Origin of the sequence: Paenibacillus sp. HWE-109 (assembly GCF_022163125.1) — a bacterium.
Lineage (GTDB): Bacteria > Bacillota > Bacilli > Paenibacillales > NBRC-103111 > Paenibacillus_E.
Window position 1 is genome coordinate 5,873,437 of record NZ_CP091881.1, and the last position, 23,992, is coordinate 5,897,428.

Consider the following 23,992-nt stretch of genomic DNA (forward strand, 5'->3'; position numbering starts at 1 on the left):
GAAAACTCCTGTTTAGGGAACTACAGGGCGCTATTTAGGCAATTAGCAGGGACGCGAGGGTCATAGCGGAACTACAGGGCCTTATTTCCACGAAAAGCACTGAATTTGTGTTCAAACAGCAAAATAGCGTACTGTAGTTCCCTCAAACTTGCGATAATGGCACTTTTGACTAGAATAGCGAACTGTAGTTCCCTTAAGTCATGCAAACTGATGCTTCTGGCTGGAATAACTGGCTTGAGGTTTCCTCAACCTCAATACTGACACTTGTGGCTGAAATAGCGGCTTGTAGTTACTTAACTCCACGTCCCCTTCTCCCGCGCGAGGCAGGTGGGTACCTCCTGGGCACTCAAAACAAATTCTGCCCTTCAAGCAATGATTCAATGTACATTAAAATGTATATTGAATCAAAAAAAATGAAACCACTACAGGATTCTTTTCAAAAACATGCTGCTGCGCTGCTGATTTCTGAATATACTTTATTTTGTATTTTGAATCTTTCATCATAATAGCATCGTTTATTCGAATTGTAAATTACCTTTTAGAAAAGTTTTTATCGCGCATGCCAGCAGTTCATTCAAAAAAAAGAAGCCTGCCCTCCGAGGAGGACAAGCTTCTTGGACGCGAAGCGATGCTTACGCGTTTACTTTTGCTTTTGCAGCTGTTGCCAAATCGTTGAACGCTTTGGAATCATTCACAGCCAAATCAGCCAAGATTTTGCGGTTTACTTCGATACCAGCCAATTTCAGGCCGTGCATCAATTTGCTGTAGCTAAGGCCGTTTTGACGAGCGCCAGCATTGATACGTGTAATCCACAGTCTGCGGAAGTTACGTTTCGTTTGACGACGGTCACGGTATGCATACACTAAAGACTTCATTACTTGTTCTTTAGCTGTTTTAAATAAGCGATGTTTGGAACCGAAATAACCTTTTGCTAATTTCAAAATCTTTTTGCGACGGTGAGCGCGAATAAATCCGCCCTTGACTCTTGCCATGGTTGATTACCTCCTGGGATATATAAATAATGTTCGAATTTTAGCTAGTAAAATTAACCTTTGATAAGGGACAGCTGTTGTTGCAAACGACGTACATCGCCAGGAGCCATGGTTGGGTTCGTAGACAAAACGCGTTTTTGACGTGAAGATTTACCGGAAAGCAAGTGGTTCTTACCTTGTTTGTATCTCATCACTTTGCCTGTGCCAGTGATTTTGAAACGGCCTTTCAGGCTGCTGTGTGTTTTCATTTTCGGCATGGTGTTGTTCCTCCTAATTTAGTATACCGCCTAGGTCGTAACTTTCGGCGTTAAAATCATGATCATGCTTCTTCCTTCAAGCTTTGGAGCGCGCTCCTGCGAGGAGATATCAGCAGTTTCTGTAGCAAGACGCTCAAGCACTCTGCGACCGATTTCCGAGTGGGCAATTTCGCGACCACGGAATCGAACGCTAGCTTTTACTTTATCGCCTTCGCCAAGAAACTTAACCGCATTGCGAAGCTTCGTTTGGAAGTCATGCTCATCGATTGTCGCGCTTAGGCGAATTTCTTTGATATCCACGATCTTCTGGTTCTTACGAGCTTCTTTTTCTTTCTTCTGCGTTTCATAACGGAATTTACCGTAATCCATAATGCGGCAGACAGGCGGCTTAGCCGTCGGTGCCACATTTACCAAGTCAAGGTTCGCGTCCAGTGCAATTTGAAGAGCTTCGCGAATCGGTGTAATACCGAGTTGTTCTCCGTCCGCCCCGATCAGGCGTACTTCCTTCACACGAATCTCATCATTAATCATATGGTCTTTGCTAATAGTGTTCCACCTCCATAAAGTATGTAGCGCTCTATCCATAAAATAAAAAGATGCGGGCGCATGGGCCCACATCTTCATCAATAACAGGTTCATGACCTATTTAACATACATGATGATTCATTCAAACCAGCCAACAGTGTCGGTCAGGTGAGAAGCGGGCGCTTCTGCTTTTACTTGAAATATAATATCATTTCGTTCAAGGAAAGTCAACTCACTTGTTTACTTTTCATTTCATCCAGACGAATGACGCGTGTATGCTCGGTATGGCTCCATTGTTTGTTGTTTTGCGTGAAGAACGCATAGAACGTAATTGGCCACCAAGAAAGCATAAACACAGGATATAAAATTAAGTATTTATAAACTTTCCCTGGAGCTTTCTCAATATACATGGAAATTGGCAGCAGCACATATATCGCTAAGCTTACCGAATTGAAGAATACAGGATTGACATCAGCAAGCATCGGTGTTTCTGACCAACCTGGCGTCACGGATTTAATCCATAGCAGCACAGTGATAATCGCGCCGAAAAAGAAGTTGTATACGTTAGCGGAATAAATAGCCGCATCAATTTTGGTCCAGCTGCCCTCTTTGATCCCTTGCCATAACAATGGGAAGAAATAGCGCTTGGCCACATCAAAGTGTCCTTGCATCCAGCGCAAGCGCTGTTTGGCGGATACTTTAAACGTGAGCGGCTTCTCATCATAAACGATGGCTTCGTAGTTATACGTTGGGCGAATGCCCAGCTTGATACAACGCATCGAGAACTCCAGATCTTCTACAAGGCTCGTAGCGCCCCAACCAATCTGTTTCAACAGTTTGGACTCGAAACACATGCCAGTGCCGCCCAGGTAATTAGCAAGCCCTAAGTTCGTGCGGGGCATTTGCCAGAAGCGGTTAGCGAAATAGTAGGAGATCGCATAGGAACCTGTAACCCAAGAATCATTCGGATTCTTGCTGTCCAGGTAAGCTTGAATAACGCGGGAACCCGAGCAAAGATCATTATTCATGTGAATCAGGTAATCCGAACTGGAAAGGTTGTCGGCATCGAACATCACAACAGCATCATACTGACGCTCACGCTTCCAAAGCTCCTTGAGCATCCATTCGATCGCATACCCTTTTCCTCGCAGATTTGGATTATGGCGTTCCATGGCGTACACACCGTGACTGCGCGCGATATCCGCTGTGTTGTCTGTGCAGTTGTCACAAATCACGAAGATATCATACAGCTCTTTGGGATAGTCGAGCGTTTTGAGATTCTCGATCAATGCACCTACAACCTGCTCCTCATTATGAGCGGCCACTAAGACAGCAAACGATTTCTGTGGAGCAAAAGTCTGTTTGTTCCTCGGACGATACCATCCGAAAAAAGTTAAAAACAACTGATACGCACCAACCAAAGCCAAGCCAATTTGAAAGGTAAGCATAATATTGTCAAGCATGAAGCAAAGTCCCCCTTTTTTGTTTATGCACACAAGCTATCTTTTTATACGCGTATGCGCAGTTTATGTACAGGTGAATTAACCGTTCTTGATTTTCCTCTCTTTCCCCCTGTTTGTCAAAGTCTGCAATAACCGAAATTACGCCAGTTCCTTGAGTTTTAAGGGGAACGCACACAAACTTTATAGGATGTGCTTGAAATCAGATCGTTAATGTCCTGTTTTCATCGTTTTTCATTTTATTGTGTACAAAAAGTTCACCATTTAGACGAAGCACCCCACTTGTATGGTACGGGGTTTATTATAATTCACCTGAAGTATGCCTGACAACTTTTGCTGTTGATCGCCATTAACGAATCATTCGGGCTTCAGAACTGAGCAGCGCATTCGCCGCGTTGGCATCACTAATTTCTTCATAGCTGGCAAGCAGCTTATGAAATATCTGATCCCAGGACTGCCGCAAAGCATACTCCCTGCCTGCCAAGGCCAGCCTGCAGCGCGTCTCGTGTGATGCATGCAACCTGATGACGGCTTGCATAAAAGCAGCAACGTCACCGGGCGGACACAGCAGTCCCGTTACGTCGTGCTGAATATTATCCATTACCCCGCCTGCCGCTGCTCCAATCACAGTTGTCCCACAGGCCATAGCTTCAAGTACAACATTACCGAACGTTTCGGTTGCCGAGGGAAAAAGAAACACGTCCGCAGCCGCATAAAGCTCAGCGAGATTTGCTCCCTGAACGAAACCCGTAAACGTAACTCCCGGATTACCTTCATAGCATTCGCGCAGCATTCCGGCAGAGGGTCCGTCACCGGCGATAATCAGATGAGTGTCCTCTTGAATCGCTTGCGGAAGCGCCATGTAACTGTCCAGCGCGACTTCAATACTTTTTTCCGGGGCTATTCGTCCGACATACAGCATAACGAATTTGGCCGGATCGACGCCATAAGCCTCAAGTACTGACTTCCGATCGACAATCGGCTGAAATCGTTCTGTATCGACACCGCGGCTCCAAATTTCTAACTGACGCAACCCTTTGGCGTGCAAATGATCTAAAGTTGACTGTGAGGGCACATAAACCCTCTGACAGCTTTGATGAAACCACTGCATGTATTTCCACAGCGTAGGCTCCACCCAAGGGATTTTATAATGATTCAAGTATTGGTCAAAATGAGTATGGTAGGAGGCGACTAGCGGAGTCCTATGTTTGCGGGCATGATGAAGGCCGAAAAGTCCCAAATTGAAAGGGGTTGCACAGTGAATGAGGGTAGGCTGAAAGGCATGGAGCGACTTGCGAAGCTGCACAGGGTTCGGGATAGCTAAGCGACATTCGGGGTACAATAAAAAGGGAATACTGTAAAACCGTTCCACACGAAAAATATCGCTGTCGTCTTCTGTCACACTGGTAGGCGCAAACACCTGACAAGCGATTCCCTTTGACTCCAAAAACCGTGTCCATCTGCCAAGCGTCTTCGCAACCCCATTGATATCCGGCAAGAAAGTGTCTGTAAACAAGGCAACTCTCATTCTAATCAGCCCCTTTACCTTTTAACATGAAATTCCTTATTCGCTTCATGCTAGCATGGGATTGTTAGTGAAAGATCATAGGAACGTAAAATCGTGTTTCTTAAAATTTATTATGGAGTTAATCTTCTTTTAATAAACGTTCTCTACAATATACATAAGCAGGTATCTCAAGTTACGAAGGAGGCTACTACTCATGAGCAGAGTCGTGAACTGGCTTCAGCATCATGAAACACGCGCGTTCCACTTTGTGAATCAACGTATCCAACACTTCTTTCTTGATCATTTCTTTTCAAAAATAACACATCTTGGCGGAGCCACAGCTACAATTGTTATCTCCTTGTGTTGTGCCTTGTTCGGTCATGGCGCCCTACGAGTTGCAGGACTTCAGGCTTTAATCGCTTTAACGGTCAGCCATATTCCGGTCGCTATCATTAAGAAGAAATATCCGCGACTGCGTCCTTATCTCGTTCATCCCCAAACCATTATAGGTAAAAATCCACTGACGGATCATTCCTTTCCTTCCGGCCATACAACAGCTATTTTTTCCATTATCTTTCCTTTTGTCGCAGCTATGCCGGCACTTGGTCTTGTCCTTATTCCGCTCGCACTTACCGTCAGCCTTTCCCGTATTTATCTTGGGCTGCATTATCCTTCAGATTGTATCGTTGGCTGTTTAATCGGCTCGACAGCTTCGCTAGTGACTGTAGCCATGTGGGGGTAACCAATTATGACGACGCTGCACACTAAAAAAAGAGTGCTCATCCTCTCGGAAGGATTCGGAGCCGGCCATACGCAAGCGGCCTACGCGCTCGCCGTCAGCCTGGAGAAGCGTTGCCCAACAATCGAGACGCTTGTACTGGAGTTGGGCTCCTTCCTTCATCCGACCCTTGCTCCTTGGGTTTTTCAGGCTTACAAAAAAACGCTGACAACAAGCCCCAAACTTTATGGACGATTGTACCGTTCACAGTACAAGAAATCTTTGAACCGTTTGACCCAATTGGCCTTGCACCGCATCTTCTATGCACAGACCGCAGCCATCATCCAAGATTGGTCGCCGCAAGCCATTGTGTGTACGCATCCTTTTCCCAGTGTGGTCGTATCCCGCTTAAAAAGGGCTGGCCTCGAAATTCCGTTATGCACGGTTATTACCGATTACGATGTGCATGGCACTTGGGTAAGTCGTGAAGTCAATAAATATATGGTGTCAACAGCCTGTGTCAAAAGTAAACTTCTTGGCCGTGGCATTGCTGACACACAAGTCGAAATTACGGGAATTCCCGTGCATCCGAGCTTCCGGGAAGCGCACGATAAAGCGAATATTCGACAGCAATTTCAATTAGCTGCCATGCCGACAGTGTTGGTCATGGGCGGCGGCTGGGGCCTCATCGGCGGAGATTCGCTTAGCGAGCATTTGGTCGCTTGGAGAGACCGTATTCAATTCATATTTTGTCTGGGCAACAATCAAAAAGCATTGGCCAAACTAGCTATGGATACACGCTATCAGCATCCAAACATCCATTTGCTCGGCTTCACGCAGGAGATTGACAAGTTGATGGAAGTTTCCGATTTGCTTGTGACGAAGCCCGGAGGCATGACCTGTTCGGAGGGCCTAGCCAAATCGATTCCAATGCTCTTCTACGATCCGATCCCTGGACAAGAGGAAGAGAATGTGCATTATTTTACCCAGCAAGGATTGGGTGAACGCATCCGATCGGCCGCTACCATTGCCAGTTGGCTGACGATGTTGGCTAGCCGCTATACCGATGTGGAAGCGAAGCGCATCTCTAATTTCCATCGAAGAATGAAAGAGCCTCACATTGATTGTTCCGACGTCATCCTGCAGGTAATGGGCTAACCGCAAATGAATAAATGAAAAAAGCCATCCTCCTGCAGCGCATGCTTCAGTGGGATAGCTTTATTTGAGTTAAAACACGATCAAACAGAAACCTACTCGGCTGCTGGTTTGCTAAGCTGATCTAGATGGGCAGCAAGCGCATCTTGACCAATCACTACTTCACAACGGTGAATGTTCATGCCTTGTCCGGCGAATTTCGTTTCATATTCCGTCATCACATGATCAGGATGAATGCCATCCACATGCAAGTTCAGCGAAATATTACGCATTCTCAGCCCCATATCCGCAAAAGAATTCAGCGAGAATTCAAACAAAGATTGCGAATCGGTTTTCAAATGAATCTCGCCATTCGCATTCAGAATTTGCTTATATTTCTCAACAAAGCCTGGATGCGTCAAGCGTCTGCGCGCATGCTTTTTCTTAGGCCACGGATCACTGAAATTTAAATAGACCCGTTCCAGCTCCCCCTCAGCAAAAGCTTCTTCAATATGCTCAATATTAAACAGCATCAACTTCAAATTCGGAATATTGAAGCCGGACTCCGACTCTTCCTCTGATTGAATCTCATGAGCAACCTTAGCTTTCTCACTTGCTTTGCGAATAAGCTCGTCATACATATCGACACCAATGAAATTAATGTGTGGGTACTTTCTGCTCATTTCACTAATGAAGCGACCTTTGCCCATGCCAAGCTCTGCATGAATCGGATTGTTGTTTCCGAATAATTCCGCCCATTTCCCCTTGTGGTCTTTGGCGTTCAGAACAACGAGTTCTTTCTGACGTTCTATATCTTCCCGAATTCCTTTTCTTCCCCGTAAACGCATTTACAATTTGCCTCCTACACGTACATGCTATCGAATACAAATCATAGACCATTCTAGGGAAAAAATCAAAGGGAATTACACATCCAACAAGTGATAGGCAATCGTATTCGACGATGATTTGAAAAGCTTTTGATCCAACGAACGCTTGACTTTGCGTCTGGCTTCTTTGGATATTTGCGGATCTGCGGGAAATTTCAGACCAGCGCTAAGTGCCTGCGCTTCTTTAACTGTAAGCTCAACAGAAACTGTATCTGCCGATAGAGTCGAACCAAGTATCATGCCATTACCTTCTTTCTTTATAAAGATTGTTACCCTTAGTTTTAGTCTAGCTGGAGGTCTTTATGATTAACAGAATGTTCCAGTTGGCGATGCGAGCTGAGACGGGGACTGGTTTTAGTACATGGCAAGGGTGCAAGTGCGTGTGATGTGGGCGGTGTGGTGGGACGGTGCGCGGTGTGGGTGCGCGGGTGCGCGGTGCGGGGGCGGTAGGAGGCAAGGTGATTGGGGGAGCAGCGGCACTTAACGAACTGGAATGTCCTTATAAGCGCTAAAATGACGCCTTTGTAAAATTAACAAACTGCAGGCACTTTATGGAGCAGAATTTGAGCGGAAATCCGATGTTTTCCTTGCAATAACGCATCTGGAATTCGCTATAATTTCAAATCCAGCCATTTTGATGGAATAAGAACTATGGGGTTCCTAAGATGCCTTCGAGCAAATAAGCACGTTTAGCTGCCTAATTTACGCCACGTAAAAGAAAAGAGGGCTTCCCCAAACATCCCCAAAAGGTCTGTCGACCTTTGAGAACGTAGCTGGCGGCACTTAACGAACTGGAATGTCCTTATAAGCGCTAAAATGACGAATTTGTAAAATTAACGAACTGCAGGCACTTTATGGAGCAGAATTTGAGCGGAAATCCAATGTTTTCCTTGCAATAACGCATCTGGAATTCGCTATAATTTCAAATCCAGCCATTTTGATGAAATAAGAATTATGGGGTTCCTAAGATGTCTTCGAGCAAATAAGCACGTTTAGCAGCCTTATTTACACAACGTAAAGAAAAGAGGGCTTTCCCAAACATCCCCAAAAGGTCTGTCTGACCTTTGAGAACGTAGCTGGCGGCACTTAACGAACTGGAATGTCCTTATAAGCGCTAAAATGGCGACTTTGTAAAATTAACGAACTGCAGGCACTTTATGGAGCAGAATTTGAGCGGAATTTCGAAGTTTTCCTTGCAATAACGCATCTGGAATTCGCTATAATTTCAAATCCAGCCATTTTGATGAAATAAGAATTATGGGGTTCCTAAGATGCCTTCGAGCAAATAAGCACGTTTAGCTGCCTAATTACGCCACGTAAAAGAAAAGAAGGCTTCCCCAAACATCCCCAAAAGGTCTATCGACCTTTGAGAACGTAGCTGGCGGCACTTAACGAACTGGAATGTCCTTATAAGCGCTAAAATGGCGACTTTGTAAAATTAACAAACTACAGGCACTTTATGGAGCAGAATTTGAGCAGAATTCCGATGTTTTCCTTGCAATAATAACGCATCTGGAATTCGCTATAATTTCAAATCCAGCCATTTTGATGAAATAAGAATTATGGGGTTCCTAAGATGCCTTCGAGCAAATAAGCACGTTTAGCTGCCTTATTTACACCACGTAAAGAAAAGAGAGCTTTCCCAAACATCCCCAAAAAGTCTGTCGACCTTTGAGAACGTAGCTGGCGGCAATTAACGAACTGGAATGTCCTTATAGACGCTAAAATGGCGACTTTGTGAAATTAACGAACTGCAGGCACTTTATGGAGCAGAATTTGAGCGGAATTTCGATGTTTCCCTTGCAATAACGCATCTGGAATTCACTATAATTTCAAATCCAGCCATTTTGAAGAAATAAGAATTATGGGGTTCCTAAGATGTAGGCTTGCTTAAAAGAAAAGAGGGCTTCCCAAAAGGTCTATCGACCTTTGAGAACAGCCCTCAACACAGCTAATGTTATTTGTAGCTCTCGTCTCTACGTTTGTTATTGCTCCGTAGGCCCGCTAACCCAAGTAGTCCTACTAATCCAAGCCAGCCCCAATTCATACTACTCTTGGTTTCTGTTGGCGTAGTAGCGTATGTCCGATAAGATGATGTGTCATAATTGCCGCTATTGGTACCTCTCGTCGTGCTCGTTCCATGAAGCTTCGTGCTCATACGGTCCATCATGTTATGACTGTATCCATTAATTTGTCCTAAAACACCCGTTCCTGTTCCATTATTGGAGTACGTGCTGGTTCCCGTTCCATTGTTAGAATAGGAACTCGTTCCCGTGGCGTTGTAAGCACCTGGACTCGTACTTGTTCCTGTCCCATAGGTGTTTGTTGTGCCATTCATCGTATTCCCTGAATAGGAATTAGTTGTCCCCGTTCCTGTGTTCAATCCTGTAATTCCAGTACCTGTTCCGACCGTAGCATCATAATTGCTGCCTGTATATCCCGATGTTGTCGTAGTCCCCGTTCCCGTTACTCCCGAATTCCCCATATCCGTGTTCATCGTAGTCGTTGCACTCGTATTGGCATGAGCACCCACAGCCCCAAAACTCAATGCAGTCGTTAGTGCTAACGTCAAAGTAATGGTCTGAAGCTTTTTCATCCTGTCCATTTCCCCTCTCGACATGTAATGGTGGTGCAAAGTTATCATGCTCCTTAGACGCCACTTTTAACGGGGAACTTGTTGGAAAGGCAGGGGTCGCTTTCATCGTTTTTTTTCGCTACAATAAGATGGAAAGAAAGGAGCAATAACTCATGTCGACCATCCTTCAGGAGTCGCCTCAATTATGGGGGGACAAACGTTTCCATACATGGAATTATGAAATGCGCGAGGCTTTTGGCGGAAAAGTATTTAAAGTTATGCTGGATGCCGGTTTTACTTGTCCCAATCGTGATGGCAGCATTGCCACCGGAGGCTGTACATTTTGCAGCGCGCGGGGTTCAGGAGACTTTGCGGGGAGCCGCCGCGATGATTTGGTTACCCAATTCAACAAAATCAGGGATCTGCAGCACCAAAAATGGCCGGAAGCGAGCTATATTGGCTATTTTCAGGCTTACACTAACACCTATGCACCTGTGGAGGAATTGCGCGAGTATTATGAAACGATTCTCCAACAGCCAGGTGTCGTTGGCTTATCCATCGCTACCAGACCCGATTGCTTGCCCGACGATGTGATTGAATATTTGGCTGAACTTAATGAACGTACGTATTTGTGGGTGGAAATGGGCTTGCAGACCGTACATGAATCTACTTCTCAACTCATTAATCGAGCGCATGACACGCAGTGCTATCTGGATGCGGTTGCCAAGCTTCGCAAGCATAACATTCGCACCTGTGCGCACATTATTTATGGATTGCCAGGCGAAACACACGAGATGATGCTAGACACCGGACGGGCCGTCGCACAAATGGATGTGCAGGGCATCAAGATTCACTTGCTCCACTTAATGCGCAAAACACCGATGGTTAAACAGTATGAAGCCGGCTTGCTGCAATTCCTCGAAAAAGATGAATATGTGAAGCTAATCGTAGATACACTCGAGTTCCTCCCACCGGAAATGATTGTTCATCGCTTAACTGGTGACGCGCCTAGAGACTTATTGATCGGGCCAATGTGGAGCCTCAAGAAATGGGAAGTATTGAATGCGTTTGATCATATGTTGAAGGAACGCAATACATGGCAAGGCAAGCTTTGGACTGGGAAAAAGTGATGATACTAAGTGAAGATATAAAACCAAAATGACATTTGCTCCGTTTCCTTTAGTAGTGAGAATGAAAAAGGAGATGGATGCGATGAAATTGTGGATTTGGACATCTGTGTTGAGTTTGATGATCGTTGGTTCGGGGTGTGCGAAGGAATCGGCTTCGAACGTGGTACCGACGGCAGCGGCTACTGCCACCGCTAGTGATAGTGCGGCACCGACGGCGAGTGCGGGGCCGACAACGGCGCCAGCGGCAATTGCGACGCCGGCTGCTACGGCGACGCCGCGGCCTAGCGTCGCGCCGGTGCCAAGTGCTGCGGCAGCGACCGCAGCACCAGTGGCGACGGCTACGCCGAAGCCGTCGCCCACACCAGCGCCTGCGCCTGCCAGCGCGGCGCCTACACCATCCGCCAAGCCGCAGGCGGACGAAGGAGCGACCAGCACCGCTGCCAAAGCGCAGGTGCTGTACAAGGACAACTGCATGGCCTGCCACGGGGCAGGGCTTGCTGGCGACTTTGGGCCGAACCTGACGAAAGTCGGTTCGCACAAAACCAAGGATGAAATCGCTGCGCAGATTCTCAAAGGCAAAGGCGATATGCCGCCATTCGAAAGCGCATTGAAATCCGATGAAATCGAGGCGCTAGCCACTTGGCTGGCCGCCAAAAAATAGCATGGAGGCTTATCTAGCATGGGTTTTGTTTCTGTTTTAGGCTTTGCTCATCAACTCATCGGGCAGCGTGCCCAGTCGGGCGATACCGTGATTGACGCGACCCTTGGCAATGGCGTCGATGCCTTGTTCTTGGCAAAGCTGGTGGGCAGCCGCGGCAGTGTATACGGCTTCGACATCCAGCAGCAAGCGCTGGATCAAACCAAGATGCGTCTGGACAAAGAACTTCCAGACGCATCTTCTTATGTACACATGAGCTTATGCAGCCATGCGCTCATGGAAGCGGCTGTGCCGCAAGACCGCCACGGCAAGGTTGCGGCGGTGGCCTTCAATCTCGGCTACCTGCCAGGTGCCGATCCAAGTACAATCACTACGCAGGAATCGACGATTCCTGCGCTGGAAGCCGCCCTCCGACTGCTCCGCAAAGGAGGAATCGTGACCATCGTGCTGTATAGCGGGCACGATGGCGGGTCCGAAGAAGCCGCTGCCGTCGAAAACTGGTCGCAGCAGCTTCCGCTCGCAGCCTTTCAGGTGCTGCGCTACCAATTTTTAAATACAAGCGCACACGCGCCCTATCTGTTAGCTGTAGAAAAAAGATAGACGCATGATATAATGCTAGAGAGTGGTAGCAGTATTTGGTACAGAAGAACATAGAGAAAGTAGGGATAGTTTTGAAATCGTACCCGCTTCAATTTCAACCTGAAATGAAAGAACGCGTCTGGGGAGGAAGAGCCCTGGAGAGATTTGGTTTTCAGCTTCCGGAAGGCGCGATTGGCGAAGGCTGGATGATCGGCGATCACCCGAATGGCACAACGAAAGTACTTAACGGCGAGTTAGCCGGTCTTGGCCTGGATGAAATTCGCGAAAAATACGGCAAAACCTTATTCGGCTCCAAAGGCTTTTCGGAGAAAAATGGCCGCTTCCCGCTCTTGATCAAACTGCTCGATTGTGAAGACGATCTTTCCGTGCAAGTGCATCCCAACGATCACTACAAGAATCTGGCTGCCGGCGAGTTAGGCAAAACAGAGATGTGGTACATCCTGGACGCCAAACCCGGTGCCAAAATTATATATGGCATGAAAGAAGGCGTCACCCGCGAAAGCCTGGCTCAAGCCATTGCAGAGAACCGCATTCTGGATTGTTTGCAAGAAGTGCCCGTGGAAGCCGGTGATTCCTTCTACATCCCTGCTGGTACTGTCCATGCCTTAGGCGCAGGCGTGCTGGTTGCTGAAATTCAACAAAACTCAGATACGACTTATCGTCTATATGACTACAACCGTCCAGGACTGGATGGCAAGCCTCGTGACTTGCATATTGAGGATTCACTCAATGTCATTGCCTATGAGGGATCCGGCTCCACGCGGATGAAAACCGATAATGCTACTGTAGGTACTTGGCTTACGCTGGCTGAATCTCCTTTTTTCACTGTGGAAAAAGGTCTCGTTGGACCTAAGTGGGAGCTCAACACTTCTCCTGAAAGCTTCGTCATCCTAGTTATCGCGGACGGAAATGGTACGCTGCAATGGGCTGATGGCAGCATTGCCACTAAGCCAGGCGACTGCTTCCTGCTCCCCGCTGATCTCGGCAGCTATGCCTTGGAAGGCAGCATGACCGTGATTCGCAGTTATTTGCCTTAACCCCTTCAAGCCCCTCGATCCACTTCATTTGGATTGAGGGGTTTTTCTTTTTTGGGGTGATAGAAACAACAAAGAGGCGATCCTCCAGGTTGAAAACCTAGCGAACAGCCTCTTCATTATTCCGATGCCTCGTCCTAGCAGCTATTCTTCCGACAAGCTGCTTTCTTTGAGGATAACGTCATGCGCGCCGCCTTCGACTAGACTGGTAGCGGAAACGAGAGCGATTCTCGCATTCTGTTTCAGCTCATCCAGGTTCAAGGAACCGCAGTTGCACATGGTCGATTTTATTTTACCAATCGTCTTGTCCAGGTTCTCCTGCAGGCTGCCCGCGTAAGGAACGTAAGAATCTACGCCTTCCTCGAACAAGAGCTTGCTCTTGCCGCCTGTGTCATAGCGCTGCCAGTTGCGTGCACGGTTGGAGCCTTCGCCCCAGTACTCTTTCACGAAGTTATTGCCGACTTTGAGTTTACGCGTTGGGCTCTCATCGAAACGGGCAAAGTATCTGCCCAACATAACGAAATCAGCGCCCATCGCCAAAGCGAGAGTAACATGGTAGTCATGTACAATACCACCATCAGAACAAATTGGAATATAAGTACCTGTTTCTTTGAAGTACTGGTCTCTGGCTTCGACGACTTCCATGATGGAGGAGGCTTGGCCGCGGCCGATTCCTTTTTGTTCACGCGTGATACAGATCGATCCGCCGCCGATGCCCACTTTGATAAAGTCAGCGCCGGATTCTACTAAGTATAGGAAACCTTCGCGGTCTACCACGTTGCCTGCACCTATTTTTACGTTAAAATTCTTTTTGACATACTGAACGGTCTCACGCTGCCATTCACTGTAGCCGTCCGATGAATCGATGACCAGAATGTCTACTCCCGCTTCAACAAGAGCGGGCACTCTTTCTTGATAATCCTTCGTATTGATACCAGCGCCAACAATATAGCTTTTATTGCTATCCAGAAGCTCTAGCGGATTCTCTTTGTGCTCATCATAGTCTTTGCGGAAAACGAGCGTGTCCAGCTTCTGCTGCTCATCTACAATCGGCAAACAGTTTAATTTGTGATCCCAGATCAGATTGTTCGCTTCCGACAAGGTAATCCCTGATTTTCCGTAAATCAATTTCTCGAAAGGCGTCATGAACTGATGAATTGGACGATTCAGCGGGTCGCGGCTAAGGCGATAATCTCTTCCCGTTACAATACCAAGCAGTTTCCCGTTCGCTGTACCATCGTCCGTAATAGCAACTGTGGAGTGTCCTGTTTCTTCCTTCAAAGCAAGCAAATCGCTAAGGGTATGATCCGGCGTCAAGTTATTGCGGCTAACGACGAAGCCGGCTTTGTATCCTTTGACCTTGCGTACCATTGCCGCTTCTTCTTCAATGGACTGCGAGCCAAAAATAAACGAAATCCCGCCACAACGCGCCAAAGCAATCGCCATTCCATCATCGGATACGGCTTGCATGACAGCAGATGAAAACGGGATATTCAGTGAGATGGCAGGCTCCTCACCTTGGTTGAACTTGACTAACGGCGTCTTCAGCTTCACATTCGCTGGTGTACATTCCTTCGTTGTAAGATTAGGAATCAACAGAAACTCACTAAACGTACGGGATGGTTCCATGTAATACGTGGCCACTTTGCGATTTCCTCCTCATCGATCCATAGGTAAATTTTTTCAATCTTATCACTAACCTTACCGAAAGGTCAATGGATTTTTCAGGGAATCATATACCTATAATTCCAATGAATTTATAGGTATATTCACGTAAATACCAAAAAAAGAAGCTTCCAATTCTACTTAGCGTAGTTTTAGAAGCTTCTTCTTCGGCTCTCTTATTTCTGCCAAACTTGAGGCTTGGAGTCTCCGTTCGTGTATTCGATTGAAGACGGCAAAATCTCCAATACCACGAACTCAGGATCATGAGGTCCTTCGAACCATTGCTTTAATTCATCATTCCACAGCTTCTCCCTGAGCGCATTATCATTGCTGATCGCAGCCGTTGCTTGAATTTGCAAAATTTCCGATGATGCTTTGCCATCATATCCGACCAGAATATGTACATTCGGATTGTCACGCAGCTCGTCCACTTTATCCGTCTTCTTGTTGGTCGCTAGATAAATGGTTAATCCATCATGAAATAGCGCCATGTATCTCACTTTAGGCTTCTTCCCGTCGACAGTAGCAAAAGAGCAAATCTGATTGGCATCCAGCACCTTTGCGATCTGTTCTTCCAACTGCTTGTTCTTGGTTTCAATCATCTCGAAACTCTCCTCTCGGGTATCCTGTTAGGTTAAACTCAACTACCATAGATTACCCTTGAAGCTGTGTTTTCAAACATCAAAAAGCCCCAGACAACAATCGTCTGGGGCGTATTCCTAAACCGTGGCCGCTTGGTGCAGCGGCATTGTGTAGTACTGAGCCGGCTGCTGCGCGTCCGGCGGGAAGTGCACGACGAGCAGCTCCTTGCTGCTGGCGTCGATCTCCCCGCTTTGCAGATACGTCTGCAAAGAGAACGGCATGACCTCCAGCATAACATGCTTATGGAGGTCTTTCTCGTTGATGCGCAGCAGGTGGAAATCTCCGCTGAGAAGCTCAGGCTGCTCCGCCAGCAGCTTGAAGTAGCGGTTCTGCTCGGACTTCTCCAGCGTGAAGTCCCACCAGATTTTGCGCGGCTTATATTTATGACCCAGGAAATAATCCAGCTTCATCAGGCCTTCAATGATGTGCATGTCAATCGTTTCGCGGGACATCAGGAAATCACGCAAACGTGTGAACAGGTCCTCAAGCTGATGCCCGATTTTCTGCCAGCCGCGGCCTTCCCAGAAGTCGCCGAACTCTTGGAAGAAATCAAACGCAGAGGCAAACTCGTGTTTGATCAAATATTTGACCGTATGATCCATCCGATGCGCGTTCCAATATTTCTCAAGCACATCCTCGACGCGTTTGATGCGAATCAAATCGGTGAACGGAAGGATGTCGTTGCCCAAGATTTCATAAGGAGCATGATCCATATAAATATAGCCATATTTATGCGCGTCATTACGCATGCCGGTTCCGCGCAGCATTTTCAGAAAACCAAGCTGCAGTTCTTCCGGTCCAAGTTCGAATACATCGTTAAATGTCTTGCGGAACGAATTATAGTCTTCTTCGGGCAAGCCGGCAATCAAATCAAGATGCTGATCGATTTTCAAACTGTTCTTCACTTTGGACACCGTGCGGCTCAGCTTGAAGAAGTTTTGTCTGCGCTGCACCAAATCATTGGTCGTATCATTCGTAGATTGCACGCCGATTTCGAAGCGGAAAGTTCCCGGGGGCGCATTTTCCGCCAAATAATCGAGCACTTCCGGACGCATAATGTCCGCCGTGATCTCGAACTGGAACACCGTGCCGCGGTGGTTGGCAATGAGGAATTCGAAGATTTCCATCGCATAATCCCGCTTGATATTGAAGGTGCGGTCAACGAACTTAATCAGCTTCGCCCCTGAATCGATCAAGTACAGCAGATCCGACTTCGTTCGTTCCATGTCAAAATAGCGCACGCCCACCTCAATGCTCGAGAGGCAGAATTGACAGGAGAATGGACAGCCGCGGCTCGTTTCAAAATAAACGACCCGATTCGCCAAGCTTGGCACATCTTCCGCAAAACGATGCGGGGATGGGATGTCATCAAGCTTAAGCTTAGGCCTGCCCGGCATCAGAATAACTTCCTCGCCTTTGCGGTAAGCGAGCCCGTACACGAAATGATATTTGCGCGTTGTCGAAATTTCCGTGAGCAGCTGGTGGAAGGTCTCTTCCCCTTCGCCCATGACGATGAAATCGACCTCTGGGATGCGGTTCATCCAGTACTCCGTATCGTAGGACACTTCGGGACCGCCCAGCATGATCAGAATATCCGGTCGAATCTTTTTAATCATTTTGATAATCGTAATCGTCTCTTCAATGTTCCAAATATAGCATGAAAAACCCAGCACATCCGGGGCTTTTTGATAAATATCCGACACCACATTCATAACGGGATCTTTAATCGTATACTCCGAAATTTCCACGTCAAAATCCTTCTCGCAAAACGCCTTTAAATAGCGCAGTGCCAAAGAGGTATGAATGAATTTCGCATTTAAGGTAGATACAAGTACTTTCATTCGCCAAAAACCTCGTTCTGTTCTCGTTTTTCGTTCTTTCTCAATTCTACACGAAAACCGAGGAAATACAAAGACAAGCCTCCAAGCCTGCTAAAGAATCATATCGTCATCCAAAAGCGGGTTTTCATACGGAAACTGTAAATAGGAAGCTTCCTGGATGGCATTTTTCCAGCGTTCAGCGTGACTGTAGAGTTGATCTTCGACTTCCTTGATTCTTTGCTGAAGCTCACCTGTGTGCTCGCCATCCGAGCCGCGCTGCAGCTCCTGCTGCAAGGTCGTCCGTTCCTCAAACCATTGTGTCAATTGATATAAGAGCATTGGGATTACCACCATTTCTCAGAGCATAAGGTTGTAGCTGCTAGTCTTGCCCGGCGGTGCCCATTACATACCAAAAAGCCTTGACGGATCAAGTATCCATCAAGGCGCGTAATGCTATTTCAAACCTGTTGTTGCAATGCCATCGATAAATTTCTTCTGAGCCGCGAAAAACACAAGCAGCAGCGGAACCGTCGACATGACCGAAGCGGCCATCAGCAAATGCCAAGAAGTACCTGCGGTATCGGTGAACAGCTTCATCGCGATCGGCAGCGTGAATTGCTTGGAGGAGCTGATATAAATTAACGGGTCCAGAAAATCCTCCCAGCTGTTCAAGAACGTGAAGATCGCTAAGGTCGCAAAGGCTGGAGTCGCCATCGGCGCCATAATTCGCCAGAAGGTTTGCCACGGCGTACAGCCATCAATTTCGGCCGCCTCATCCAGATCCTTCGGAATGGTAATGTAGAATTGGCGCAGCAGGAAAACTCCGAAGATACCGCCCGCCCCCAGAATCGGTGGAATGATTAAGGGGAAATGATTGTTCACCAAGCCCAGCTTGGAGAACCAGATAAAGTTCGGAATGATCGTCACTTCATTTGGAATCATCATACCGCTCAGGAGAATCAAGAAGAGCGTATTTTTGAACGGAAACGTAATCTTGGCAAAAGCAAACCCGGCCAGCGCTCCGACAATACACGTTCCTGCGGTGACTAGCACTGCAATGTAGAGACTATTCCAGTAATGCAGCAGGAACTGCGGCTGATCCTTGAACACATCCGCATAGTTGGACCATACGATCGGGCTCGGGAACCACTGCGGCGGAAAATCGAATATTTTGGATTGATCCTTGAGCGATGTGGTGATCATCCAGAGGAACGGAGCCAGAATCACGAGCGATACGACAATCAGCAGTAGATAGCGAATCCCATTGCCTAGGAAGTGCAGAGATCTATTCTTCATGATGCACCCACCTTTTACGGAAATACCATTGCACGATGGTAAGCGCCAAAACTAGGAAGAACAAGATGAAAGCAACCGCAGATGCATAGCCTAAATCAAAGGTTTTGAACGCCAGTTTGTAGATGTAGTAAACTAACACATTGGTGCTCGTGCCTGGACCGCCATCGGTCATGACCACGATTTGCGAGAAGACTTTCAGCGAGCCTATCAGCGTAATAATGAGCGTTAGGAACAACGAAGGTGAAATCATCGGCAATGTGATTTTCGTGAATTGCTTCCACTTCGAGGCACCGTCAATCGTTGCCGCTTCATAATACATTTTGGGCACATCCTGCAAGGCTGCCAGAAAGATGACCATGTTCATCCCGACTTTCTTCAGTACGCTGACCAGAATAACAACCGGCATCACAAGATGCGTATTGTACATCCAAGCAGGTCCTGTTACACCGAAAAAGCCCAGTATTTGATTGACTAATCCGGCATCTGTCGCAAATACATACTTCCATACGATCGCCCAAACGATGATGGATGTCACGACAGGCGTAAAAATCGCCGTACGGAAAATCCCCATGCCGGGCAGCTTCGCGGACAACAAGATAGCCAGAGCTAAGGACAACCCCAAATTCAGGGGGATTAATCCCGCTGAGAAATACAACGTATTCTTGATCGATGTCCAGAAAAGATCATCCTTGGTTAGCACTTGCGCGTAATTATCTGCACCAACAAACGTCGACGGATGCAGCAGCGAATAGTCTGTCAAGCTTAAAACAAAAGCTGCCAGAATCGGTCCCGCCATAAAGATGAGGAATCCGAGCATCATAGGGGAGATAAACAAATAGCCATATAAAGCATTTCTGCGTTTTAGCCGACTTTGGTTGGAACTCTTTGTCTTCAATATCTCAGTAGGTTTCGCCTCAAGGGCGGAAGCAGGATAAGTGCTCAAGATGTTCTCCACTCCTTAGCGTATTTCACCAATCATAGGCTTCATGTTGCTTGCTGGCGATTGCCAAGCCAGGTGGCCTGGCAACTGCCGCAAACTTTAAATTTACTGTGCTAAAATAGGCGAAACATCTTGTTCCATTTTCTTCAAAATATCTGGAATCGTGCCTGCTTGCGTGTAAATTGCATCGAAATGAAGCTTCATTTTGTCATCGATTTTCTGGAAGTTTTGGAAACCTTGACGTACGCGGCCTTGCGCCATTTGATCAAGTACAGCTGTTTTCATGCTCTCAGGCGACGGACCTTGCTTAAGGAATCCATCGGATTCCAGTACGGACTTCCGGCCTGGCACGAAGTATTGCGAAGTGACCGTCATATTCTCTTTGCTGCTGAGGAATTTCAGGAATTCAACAGCCTCAGCCGCGTTAGGACTGCCTTTGGTTACCATATAAGCGGCGTACCCCAGCGTAGTACCTTGCCCGCCTGAACCTTTTGGCATTGGCGCAATATCCCACACAAAATCTTTGATTGCTTTGGCTTTGCCCATATAGCTGAGCAGATCCTGCTGCATGCCGATTTTGCCGGATTCAAACGTTGTTTGATCTCCTGGTTTCGGATGAATCTTCGTTTTGAACATGGCATCGCTGAAGAATTGCAGCGCTTTCTGGCCTTCTGGAGAATTGAGCGTGAACTTCTTGCCGTCTTTGCTGAAGAAGTCCGCGCCATTCGCCCATACCAATGTTTGAAGCGATTCAATCCAGCTTGCGCCCCAGCCTGCAGGACGGATCAAGTTGAAACCGTATACACCTTTGTCCGGCTGAGCAATAGCTTGCGCCGCTTTGGCCATTTCTTCATATGTCCAATTGCCTTCCTTGTACAGCTCTGTCGGCGTTTTCAGCCCTTTTTCCTTAAACAGGTTCTTGTTGTAGTAAATCATGTTAGGCGGTGTTGAGAACGGAACGCCATAGAGCTTGTCATTTTTCGTTACAAGATCCAGCGTGGATGGAATAACATCCTTGAAGTCATAGGCAGCATCTGTTTTGATTGCCGAAATGTCCTCAATTTGATCCGCCGTCAAAAATTGCGGGATTGCTCGCTCCAGCATCCACATGATATCCGGCGCCGTTTTGGAAGCCATCATCACCGAGATTTTTTGCTGATAATCAGCAGCCGGAATCGTCATAATCTCAACGCTGACATTCGGTTTAATCTTTTTATAATTGGCGATCAAGTCCTCATACATTTTCTTATGGGCGTCGCTTCCCCAGATCGAGAACGTCAATTTCACATCTTTGGCAGGCGCCTTGGAAGCGGCAGCGGCATTCGAGTTTGCCGGGGTCGTTGTTCCTGCGGGCGTATTCTGGGAACCACATCCTGCGAGTAAACTGCTGACTACAACCACAGATGCCGCAACGGTCAATGCTTTTTTCATGTTTATATTTCCCCTCTTTTCGTAGATTTGAAGCGTTTACAATTCTGATTATAAAGAAAATATCGCCCCCCCATAAGGACACGATATCCATAAAAGGTTCGAAATCGGAAGGTGTTTAGGATTCCCTCATTTACTGATCTCGATACTCTGTTGGCGTACATCCGGTTTGCTGTTTGAAGATGGAAGCAAAGTACTTATGATTGGCAAAGCCGCACATCAGGGAAATGTCGGCAATTTTGAGCGTGGTTGTTTGCAGCAAACGTCTCGCCTTCTCCATCCGTTTCTCCGTGACATAATCGGACAGGTTCTGTCCGGTTTCCCGCTTGAAGATGTCCGATAAATACTTAGGATGCAAATAAACTCGATCCGCCAGAAACTGCAGGGAGATGTCTTGATCCAGCGATTGGTGCACGATTTCCTTCACTTGTCGTATCAAAAGACGGCCTTTCTCCGCGCGTTCCCCCTCTTCCTTATTCACCTCAAGATTCTGGGTCACGAGGCCGCATTCTTCCTTGACACGATTCAATAAGTTTGCCAGCTCCACACGGTCCACCGGCTTCAATAAATAATCCAAGGCTCCATAGCGGATAGCCTCCTTGGCATAGACGAACTCATCATGCCCGCTGATCACAATAATTGACATCCCCGGATAGAGCGGCTTCACCCGCTTCATGAGATCAATCCCGTTCATCTCGTTCATGCGAATGTCGGTAATTAATAAATCGACCTTATCCTGCGTCTTTAGCCATTCCAAAGCTTCTTTCCCGTTGCTGGCTTCTCTAATCAAACATCCGGAAGGGATGACGTCTTCAATGATCGCCCGCAAGCCCTGTCTGATTTTCACTTCATCTTCTACGATCAAGATTCTCATCTACGCATCCTCCCATTGAAAAGGTATACAAATACAAAATGTCGTGCCCTCCGGCCCTGACTGCTCGATCGTCAAACCGTAGGCATCCCCGTATAAAATCTTCAGCCTCTGCTGTATATTGCGCAAAGCGAATCCCTTGGATCTGCTGCCATTTTCCCGGCTAGGCGCTGTCTGCATACCGCTGGATTCGTTCATGCGGTCTTCGACCATCTGCCGCTGCGCCTGATTCATCCCTGTGCCATTGTCTGTAATATAGATGTACAAGTCCCCTTCGGATTCCTTCGTCGCAATCAGGATACGCAGAGGCTCACACCCCAGACCGTGCTCGATGGCATTCTCGACAAGGGGCTGCAAGAGAAGCTTGGGCACAAGCGCCATTTCTTGGGAGAAATCCACATGGATTTCATGCTCCAGCATCTTTTCCAAACGAAACGATTGAATGTCCAGGTAGCTTTCGACAAATGCCAATTCCTCCTGCAAAAAAACCAGCCGCATCTGTTTATTAACCGTGTAGCGCAGCATTTTGGCTAAACTGGTTATCACTTGGGATAACTCGTCCTTGTGGTCCTTCTGAGCCACCATACGGATCGATTCTAATGTGTTGTACAGAAAATGAGGATTGATCTGGCTCTGCAAAGCACTTAGCTCAGACTCCTTCTCACGCAGCCGCAATTCATACATATCTTTGATCATGTGTTCAAGCTGCGACACCATGATATTGAACCCTTCGGTCAATAGTCCAATTTCATCGTTCGGCCCACCGCTATCTGCTCGTTCATGAAAATCGCCGTTCTGCACACGGCGCATCTTCTTCTGGAGATGCAGAATTGGCTTCACCATGCGGTTCGATGTCATAATCGCGGCAAAATAAGCAGCAACGATAGCCCCCACGGATATCCATATGGTAAAACTGATCAACTGCCTCGCTTCCGTCTGCACATCGCTTTTGGGGATCATGCTGACTACACGCAGCCCTCCGTATTTGGTCGTTTGCTCCGAAATCATGAATTTGCTGGAATCCGCAGCGACTTCTTGCTGCTCATGCTCGCCGGGTTCCTCTATAAACGGGTACATTTGCTGCGAACTGTCATTAAAGACATACAACTTGCTGCTCTTGGTGACTTTCACCGTTGAGAGAATTTGTTCGAACTCTTTACTTGTCAAATCTACTTTTACGTAGCCCAAATCTTCCGTTGTAATGGGGTCCTTAATTAATCGTGTGAGCGACATCACTTTGGGCGATTCGGTTTTGTAATAGCTTTCATTTTGCGGCGGAATAATGGTTAAGCCCCCATCATTGGCCTTCGCCCTGATCATCCACAAATTTTGACTGGCGTTCCAACTCTGGTTAACCGTCTCCTGCAAATTACTGAATAAGCTGCCGTCCAGTGCGAAAACAAAGATCCCTTCGATTTCGGAGTGGTCCATCACCGCTGAGGCCATCAACTGATTCATTTTGCCGATTTCATCTACTTTCAAATAGTTGTCCTTGCGAAAAGGACCTTTGTGAGAATGCAGGATCTGCAGCACCAGATCATCAAAATAGAGCGATGTTGTCGTTCGTTCCATCTCTTTCACAAACCGGTCTAGCGAGATCGAAACCTGCTCTGTCACCTGGGCCGAGTAAGCCTCTGCATCCCGCTCCATATTCGCTTTATATTTCTGATAGGTGATAAAACCACTGATTAGAAAGGGAATCGTTATCATCAGACAAAATAAAACTAAAAATTTCGTTCGCAGTGAGATAAAAAGGGAGCGATAAGCTCTCATACGCATTCCTCCAGCTTTCCCTGTAGCCAAACTTACACTCAGTCTAATCAGTAGCATGTTCGAAGTAAATGGTTAACTAT

General features: G+C 47.1%; 23 protein-coding genes. 6 read left to right on the forward strand and 17 right to left on the reverse strand.

Annotation, left to right across the window (positions count from 1 at the left end):
- Positions 1-632: 632 nt before the first annotated feature.
- From rplT to LOZ80_RS24900, 5 genes are all read right to left on the reverse strand, one after another.
- The gene (rplT, locus tag LOZ80_RS24880) at positions 633-992 is read right to left on the reverse strand and encodes a 50S ribosomal protein L20 (RefSeq protein WP_028553998.1); all 360 of its coding nucleotides are present in this window, start codon (positions 990-992) and stop codon (positions 633-635) included.
- Between the two features lie 53 nt (positions 993-1,045).
- Positions 1,046-1,249: a 50S ribosomal protein L35 gene (rpmI, locus tag LOZ80_RS24885; protein WP_189009721.1), complete on the reverse strand. Its 204-nt coding sequence runs from the start codon at positions 1,247-1,249 to the stop codon at positions 1,046-1,048.
- 30 nt (positions 1,250-1,279) lie between these two features.
- Entirely contained in the window at positions 1,280-1,780 is a 501-nt protein-coding gene (gene infC / locus LOZ80_RS24890) for a translation initiation factor IF-3 (protein ID WP_047681158.1), read from the reverse strand.
- Between the two features lie 221 nt (positions 1,781-2,001).
- Positions 2,002-3,237, reverse strand: coding sequence for a glycosyltransferase family 2 protein (locus LOZ80_RS24895; protein WP_238167201.1), 1,236 nt, complete (start codon positions 3,235-3,237; stop codon positions 2,002-2,004).
- A gap of 346 nt (positions 3,238-3,583) precedes the next feature.
- Positions 3,584-4,762, reverse strand: a complete 1,179-nt coding sequence (locus LOZ80_RS24900; protein ID WP_238167202.1) for a glycosyltransferase family 4 protein — start codon at positions 4,760-4,762, stop codon at positions 3,584-3,586.
- 193 nt (positions 4,763-4,955) lie between these two features.
- Between LOZ80_RS24900 and LOZ80_RS24905 the strand changes: the two genes are divergently transcribed.
- Positions 4,956-5,483, forward strand: coding sequence for a phosphatase PAP2 family protein (locus tag LOZ80_RS24905; protein WP_238167203.1), 528 nt, complete (start codon positions 4,956-4,958; stop codon positions 5,481-5,483).
- A gap of 6 nt (positions 5,484-5,489) precedes the next feature.
- Complete coding sequence (locus LOZ80_RS24910) at positions 5,490-6,617, forward strand: MGDG synthase family glycosyltransferase (protein ID WP_238167204.1); 1,128 nt, start codon at positions 5,490-5,492, stop codon at positions 6,615-6,617.
- 92 nt (positions 6,618-6,709) lie between these two features.
- Here LOZ80_RS24910 and trmB read toward each other — a convergent pair whose 3' ends face one another.
- The 3 genes from trmB to LOZ80_RS24925 form a co-directional block, all read right to left on the reverse strand.
- On the reverse strand, positions 6,710-7,441 hold the full coding sequence (trmB, locus tag LOZ80_RS24915) for a tRNA (guanosine(46)-N7)-methyltransferase TrmB (protein ID WP_238167205.1): 732 nt from the start codon (positions 7,439-7,441) through the stop codon (positions 6,710-6,712).
- 75 nt (positions 7,442-7,516) lie between these two features.
- Positions 7,517-7,720, reverse strand: coding sequence for a hypothetical protein (locus tag LOZ80_RS24920; RefSeq protein ID WP_238167206.1), 204 nt, complete (start codon positions 7,718-7,720; stop codon positions 7,517-7,519).
- Positions 7,721-9,437: 1,717 nt separating this feature from the next.
- Positions 9,438-10,076, reverse strand: coding sequence for a WGxxGxxG family protein (locus tag LOZ80_RS24925; RefSeq protein ID WP_238167207.1), 639 nt, complete (start codon positions 10,074-10,076; stop codon positions 9,438-9,440).
- A 152-nt stretch (positions 10,077-10,228) separates the two neighbouring features.
- Here LOZ80_RS24925 and LOZ80_RS24930 point away from each other — a divergent pair, with 152 nt between their 5' ends.
- The 4 genes from LOZ80_RS24930 (at position 10,229) to LOZ80_RS24945 (ending at position 13,480) form a co-directional block, all read left to right on the forward strand.
- Positions 10,229-11,185, forward strand: a complete 957-nt coding sequence (locus LOZ80_RS24930; protein ID WP_238167208.1) for a tRNA modification radical SAM protein MnmL/YtqA — start codon at positions 10,229-10,231, stop codon at positions 11,183-11,185.
- A gap of 82 nt (positions 11,186-11,267) precedes the next feature.
- Positions 11,268-11,846 carry a c-type cytochrome gene (locus tag LOZ80_RS24935; RefSeq protein WP_238167209.1) on the forward strand — a complete coding sequence of 193 codons (579 nt, stop codon included), beginning with the start codon at positions 11,268-11,270 and terminating at the stop codon, positions 11,844-11,846.
- An 18-nt stretch (positions 11,847-11,864) separates the two neighbouring features.
- Positions 11,865-12,443 (forward strand): tRNA 5-(aminomethyl)-2-thiouridylate-methyltransferase MnmM, encoded by a 579-nt coding sequence (locus tag LOZ80_RS24940; protein ID WP_238167210.1) that lies wholly within the window; start codon positions 11,865-11,867, stop codon positions 12,441-12,443.
- 71 nt (positions 12,444-12,514) lie between these two features.
- The gene (locus LOZ80_RS24945) at positions 12,515-13,480 is read left to right on the forward strand and encodes a type I phosphomannose isomerase catalytic subunit (protein ID WP_238167211.1); all 966 of its coding nucleotides are present in this window, start codon (positions 12,515-12,517) and stop codon (positions 13,478-13,480) included.
- A 141-nt stretch (positions 13,481-13,621) separates the two neighbouring features.
- Here LOZ80_RS24945 and LOZ80_RS24950 read toward each other — a convergent pair whose 3' ends face one another.
- The 9 genes from LOZ80_RS24950 to LOZ80_RS24990 form a co-directional block, all read right to left on the reverse strand.
- Positions 13,622-15,121, reverse strand: a complete 1,500-nt coding sequence (locus LOZ80_RS24950; RefSeq protein WP_238167212.1) for an IMP dehydrogenase — start codon at positions 15,119-15,121, stop codon at positions 13,622-13,624.
- Positions 15,122-15,318: 197 nt separating this feature from the next.
- Positions 15,319-15,744, reverse strand: a complete 426-nt coding sequence (locus LOZ80_RS24955) for a pyridoxamine 5'-phosphate oxidase family protein (RefSeq protein WP_238167213.1) — start codon at positions 15,742-15,744, stop codon at positions 15,319-15,321.
- 117 nt (positions 15,745-15,861) lie between these two features.
- Entirely contained in the window at positions 15,862-17,625 is a 1,764-nt protein-coding gene (locus LOZ80_RS24960; RefSeq protein WP_238167214.1) for a B12-binding domain-containing radical SAM protein, read from the reverse strand.
- Positions 17,626-17,715: 90 nt separating this feature from the next.
- On the reverse strand, positions 17,716-17,943 hold the full coding sequence (locus LOZ80_RS24965; RefSeq protein ID WP_189009758.1) for a hypothetical protein: 228 nt from the start codon (positions 17,941-17,943) through the stop codon (positions 17,716-17,718).
- Between the two features lie 114 nt (positions 17,944-18,057).
- The gene (locus LOZ80_RS24970; protein WP_238167215.1) at positions 18,058-18,900 is read right to left on the reverse strand and encodes a carbohydrate ABC transporter permease; all 843 of its coding nucleotides are present in this window, start codon (positions 18,898-18,900) and stop codon (positions 18,058-18,060) included.
- Entirely contained in the window at positions 18,890-19,843 is a 954-nt protein-coding gene (locus LOZ80_RS24975) for a carbohydrate ABC transporter permease (RefSeq protein ID WP_238167216.1), read from the reverse strand. The genes LOZ80_RS24970 and LOZ80_RS24975 overlap by 11 nt, the downstream gene beginning before the upstream one ends.
- Before the next feature lie 102 nt (positions 19,844-19,945).
- Positions 19,946-21,271 (reverse strand): ABC transporter substrate-binding protein, encoded by a 1,326-nt coding sequence (locus tag LOZ80_RS24980; protein ID WP_238167217.1) that lies wholly within the window; start codon positions 21,269-21,271, stop codon positions 19,946-19,948.
- Positions 21,272-21,401: 130 nt separating this feature from the next.
- A complete protein-coding gene (locus LOZ80_RS24985) occupies positions 21,402-22,142 on the reverse strand; it encodes a response regulator transcription factor (protein ID WP_238167218.1) in 741 nt (246 codons plus the stop codon).
- Complete coding sequence (locus LOZ80_RS24990) at positions 22,143-23,912, reverse strand: sensor histidine kinase (protein WP_238167219.1); 1,770 nt, start codon at positions 23,910-23,912, stop codon at positions 22,143-22,145.
- Positions 23,913-23,992 lie beyond the last annotated feature (80 nt).

What these genes read in the sequence shown, in the direction of transcription:
- rplT (WP_028553998.1), bottom strand. Translation starts at nt 992, where the DNA reads ATGGCAAGAGTCAAGGGCGGATTTATTCGCGCTCACCGTCGCAAAAAG.
- rpmI (WP_189009721.1), bottom strand. Translation starts at nt 1,249, where the DNA reads ATGCCGAAAATGAAAACACACAGCAGCCTGAAAGGCCGTTTCAAAATC.
- infC (WP_047681158.1), bottom strand. Translation starts at nt 1,780, where the DNA reads ATGATTAATGATGAGATTCGTGTGAAGGAAGTACGCCTGATCGGGGCG.
- LOZ80_RS24895 (WP_238167201.1), bottom strand. Translation starts at nt 3,237, where the DNA reads ATGCTTGACAATATTATGCTTACCTTTCAAATTGGCTTGGCTTTGGTT.
- LOZ80_RS24900 (WP_238167202.1), bottom strand. Translation starts at nt 4,762, where the DNA reads ATGAGAGTTGCCTTGTTTACAGACACTTTCTTGCCGGATATCAATGGG.
- LOZ80_RS24905 (WP_238167203.1), top strand. Translation starts at nt 4,956, where the DNA reads ATGAGCAGAGTCGTGAACTGGCTTCAGCATCATGAAACACGCGCGTTC.
- LOZ80_RS24910 (WP_238167204.1), top strand. Translation starts at nt 5,490, where the DNA reads ATGACGACGCTGCACACTAAAAAAAGAGTGCTCATCCTCTCGGAAGGA.
- trmB (WP_238167205.1), bottom strand. Translation starts at nt 7,441, where the DNA reads ATGCGTTTACGGGGAAGAAAAGGAATTCGGGAAGATATAGAACGTCAG.
- LOZ80_RS24920 (WP_238167206.1), bottom strand. Translation starts at nt 7,720, where the DNA reads ATGATACTTGGTTCGACTCTATCGGCAGATACAGTTTCTGTTGAGCTT.
- LOZ80_RS24925 (WP_238167207.1), bottom strand. Translation starts at nt 10,076, where the DNA reads ATGAAAAAGCTTCAGACCATTACTTTGACGTTAGCACTAACGACTGCA.
- LOZ80_RS24930 (WP_238167208.1), top strand. Translation starts at nt 10,229, where the DNA reads ATGTCGACCATCCTTCAGGAGTCGCCTCAATTATGGGGGGACAAACGT.
- LOZ80_RS24935 (WP_238167209.1), top strand. Translation starts at nt 11,268, where the DNA reads ATGAAATTGTGGATTTGGACATCTGTGTTGAGTTTGATGATCGTTGGT.
- LOZ80_RS24940 (WP_238167210.1), top strand. Translation starts at nt 11,865, where the DNA reads ATGGGTTTTGTTTCTGTTTTAGGCTTTGCTCATCAACTCATCGGGCAG.
- LOZ80_RS24955 (WP_238167213.1), bottom strand. Translation starts at nt 15,744, where the DNA reads ATGATTGAAACCAAGAACAAGCAGTTGGAAGAACAGATCGCAAAGGTG.
- LOZ80_RS24960 (WP_238167214.1), bottom strand. Translation starts at nt 17,625, where the DNA reads ATGAAAGTACTTGTATCTACCTTAAATGCGAAATTCATTCATACCTCT.
- LOZ80_RS24965 (WP_189009758.1), bottom strand. Translation starts at nt 17,943, where the DNA reads ATGCTCTTATATCAATTGACACAATGGTTTGAGGAACGGACGACCTTG.
- LOZ80_RS24970 (WP_238167215.1), bottom strand. Translation starts at nt 18,900, where the DNA reads ATGAAGAATAGATCTCTGCACTTCCTAGGCAATGGGATTCGCTATCTA.
- LOZ80_RS24980 (WP_238167217.1), bottom strand. Translation starts at nt 21,271, where the DNA reads ATGAAAAAAGCATTGACCGTTGCGGCATCTGTGGTTGTAGTCAGCAGT.
- LOZ80_RS24985 (WP_238167218.1), bottom strand. Translation starts at nt 22,142, where the DNA reads ATGAGAATCTTGATCGTAGAAGATGAAGTGAAAATCAGACAGGGCTTG.
- LOZ80_RS24990 (WP_238167219.1), bottom strand. Translation starts at nt 23,912, where the DNA reads ATGAGAGCTTATCGCTCCCTTTTTATCTCACTGCGAACGAAATTTTTA.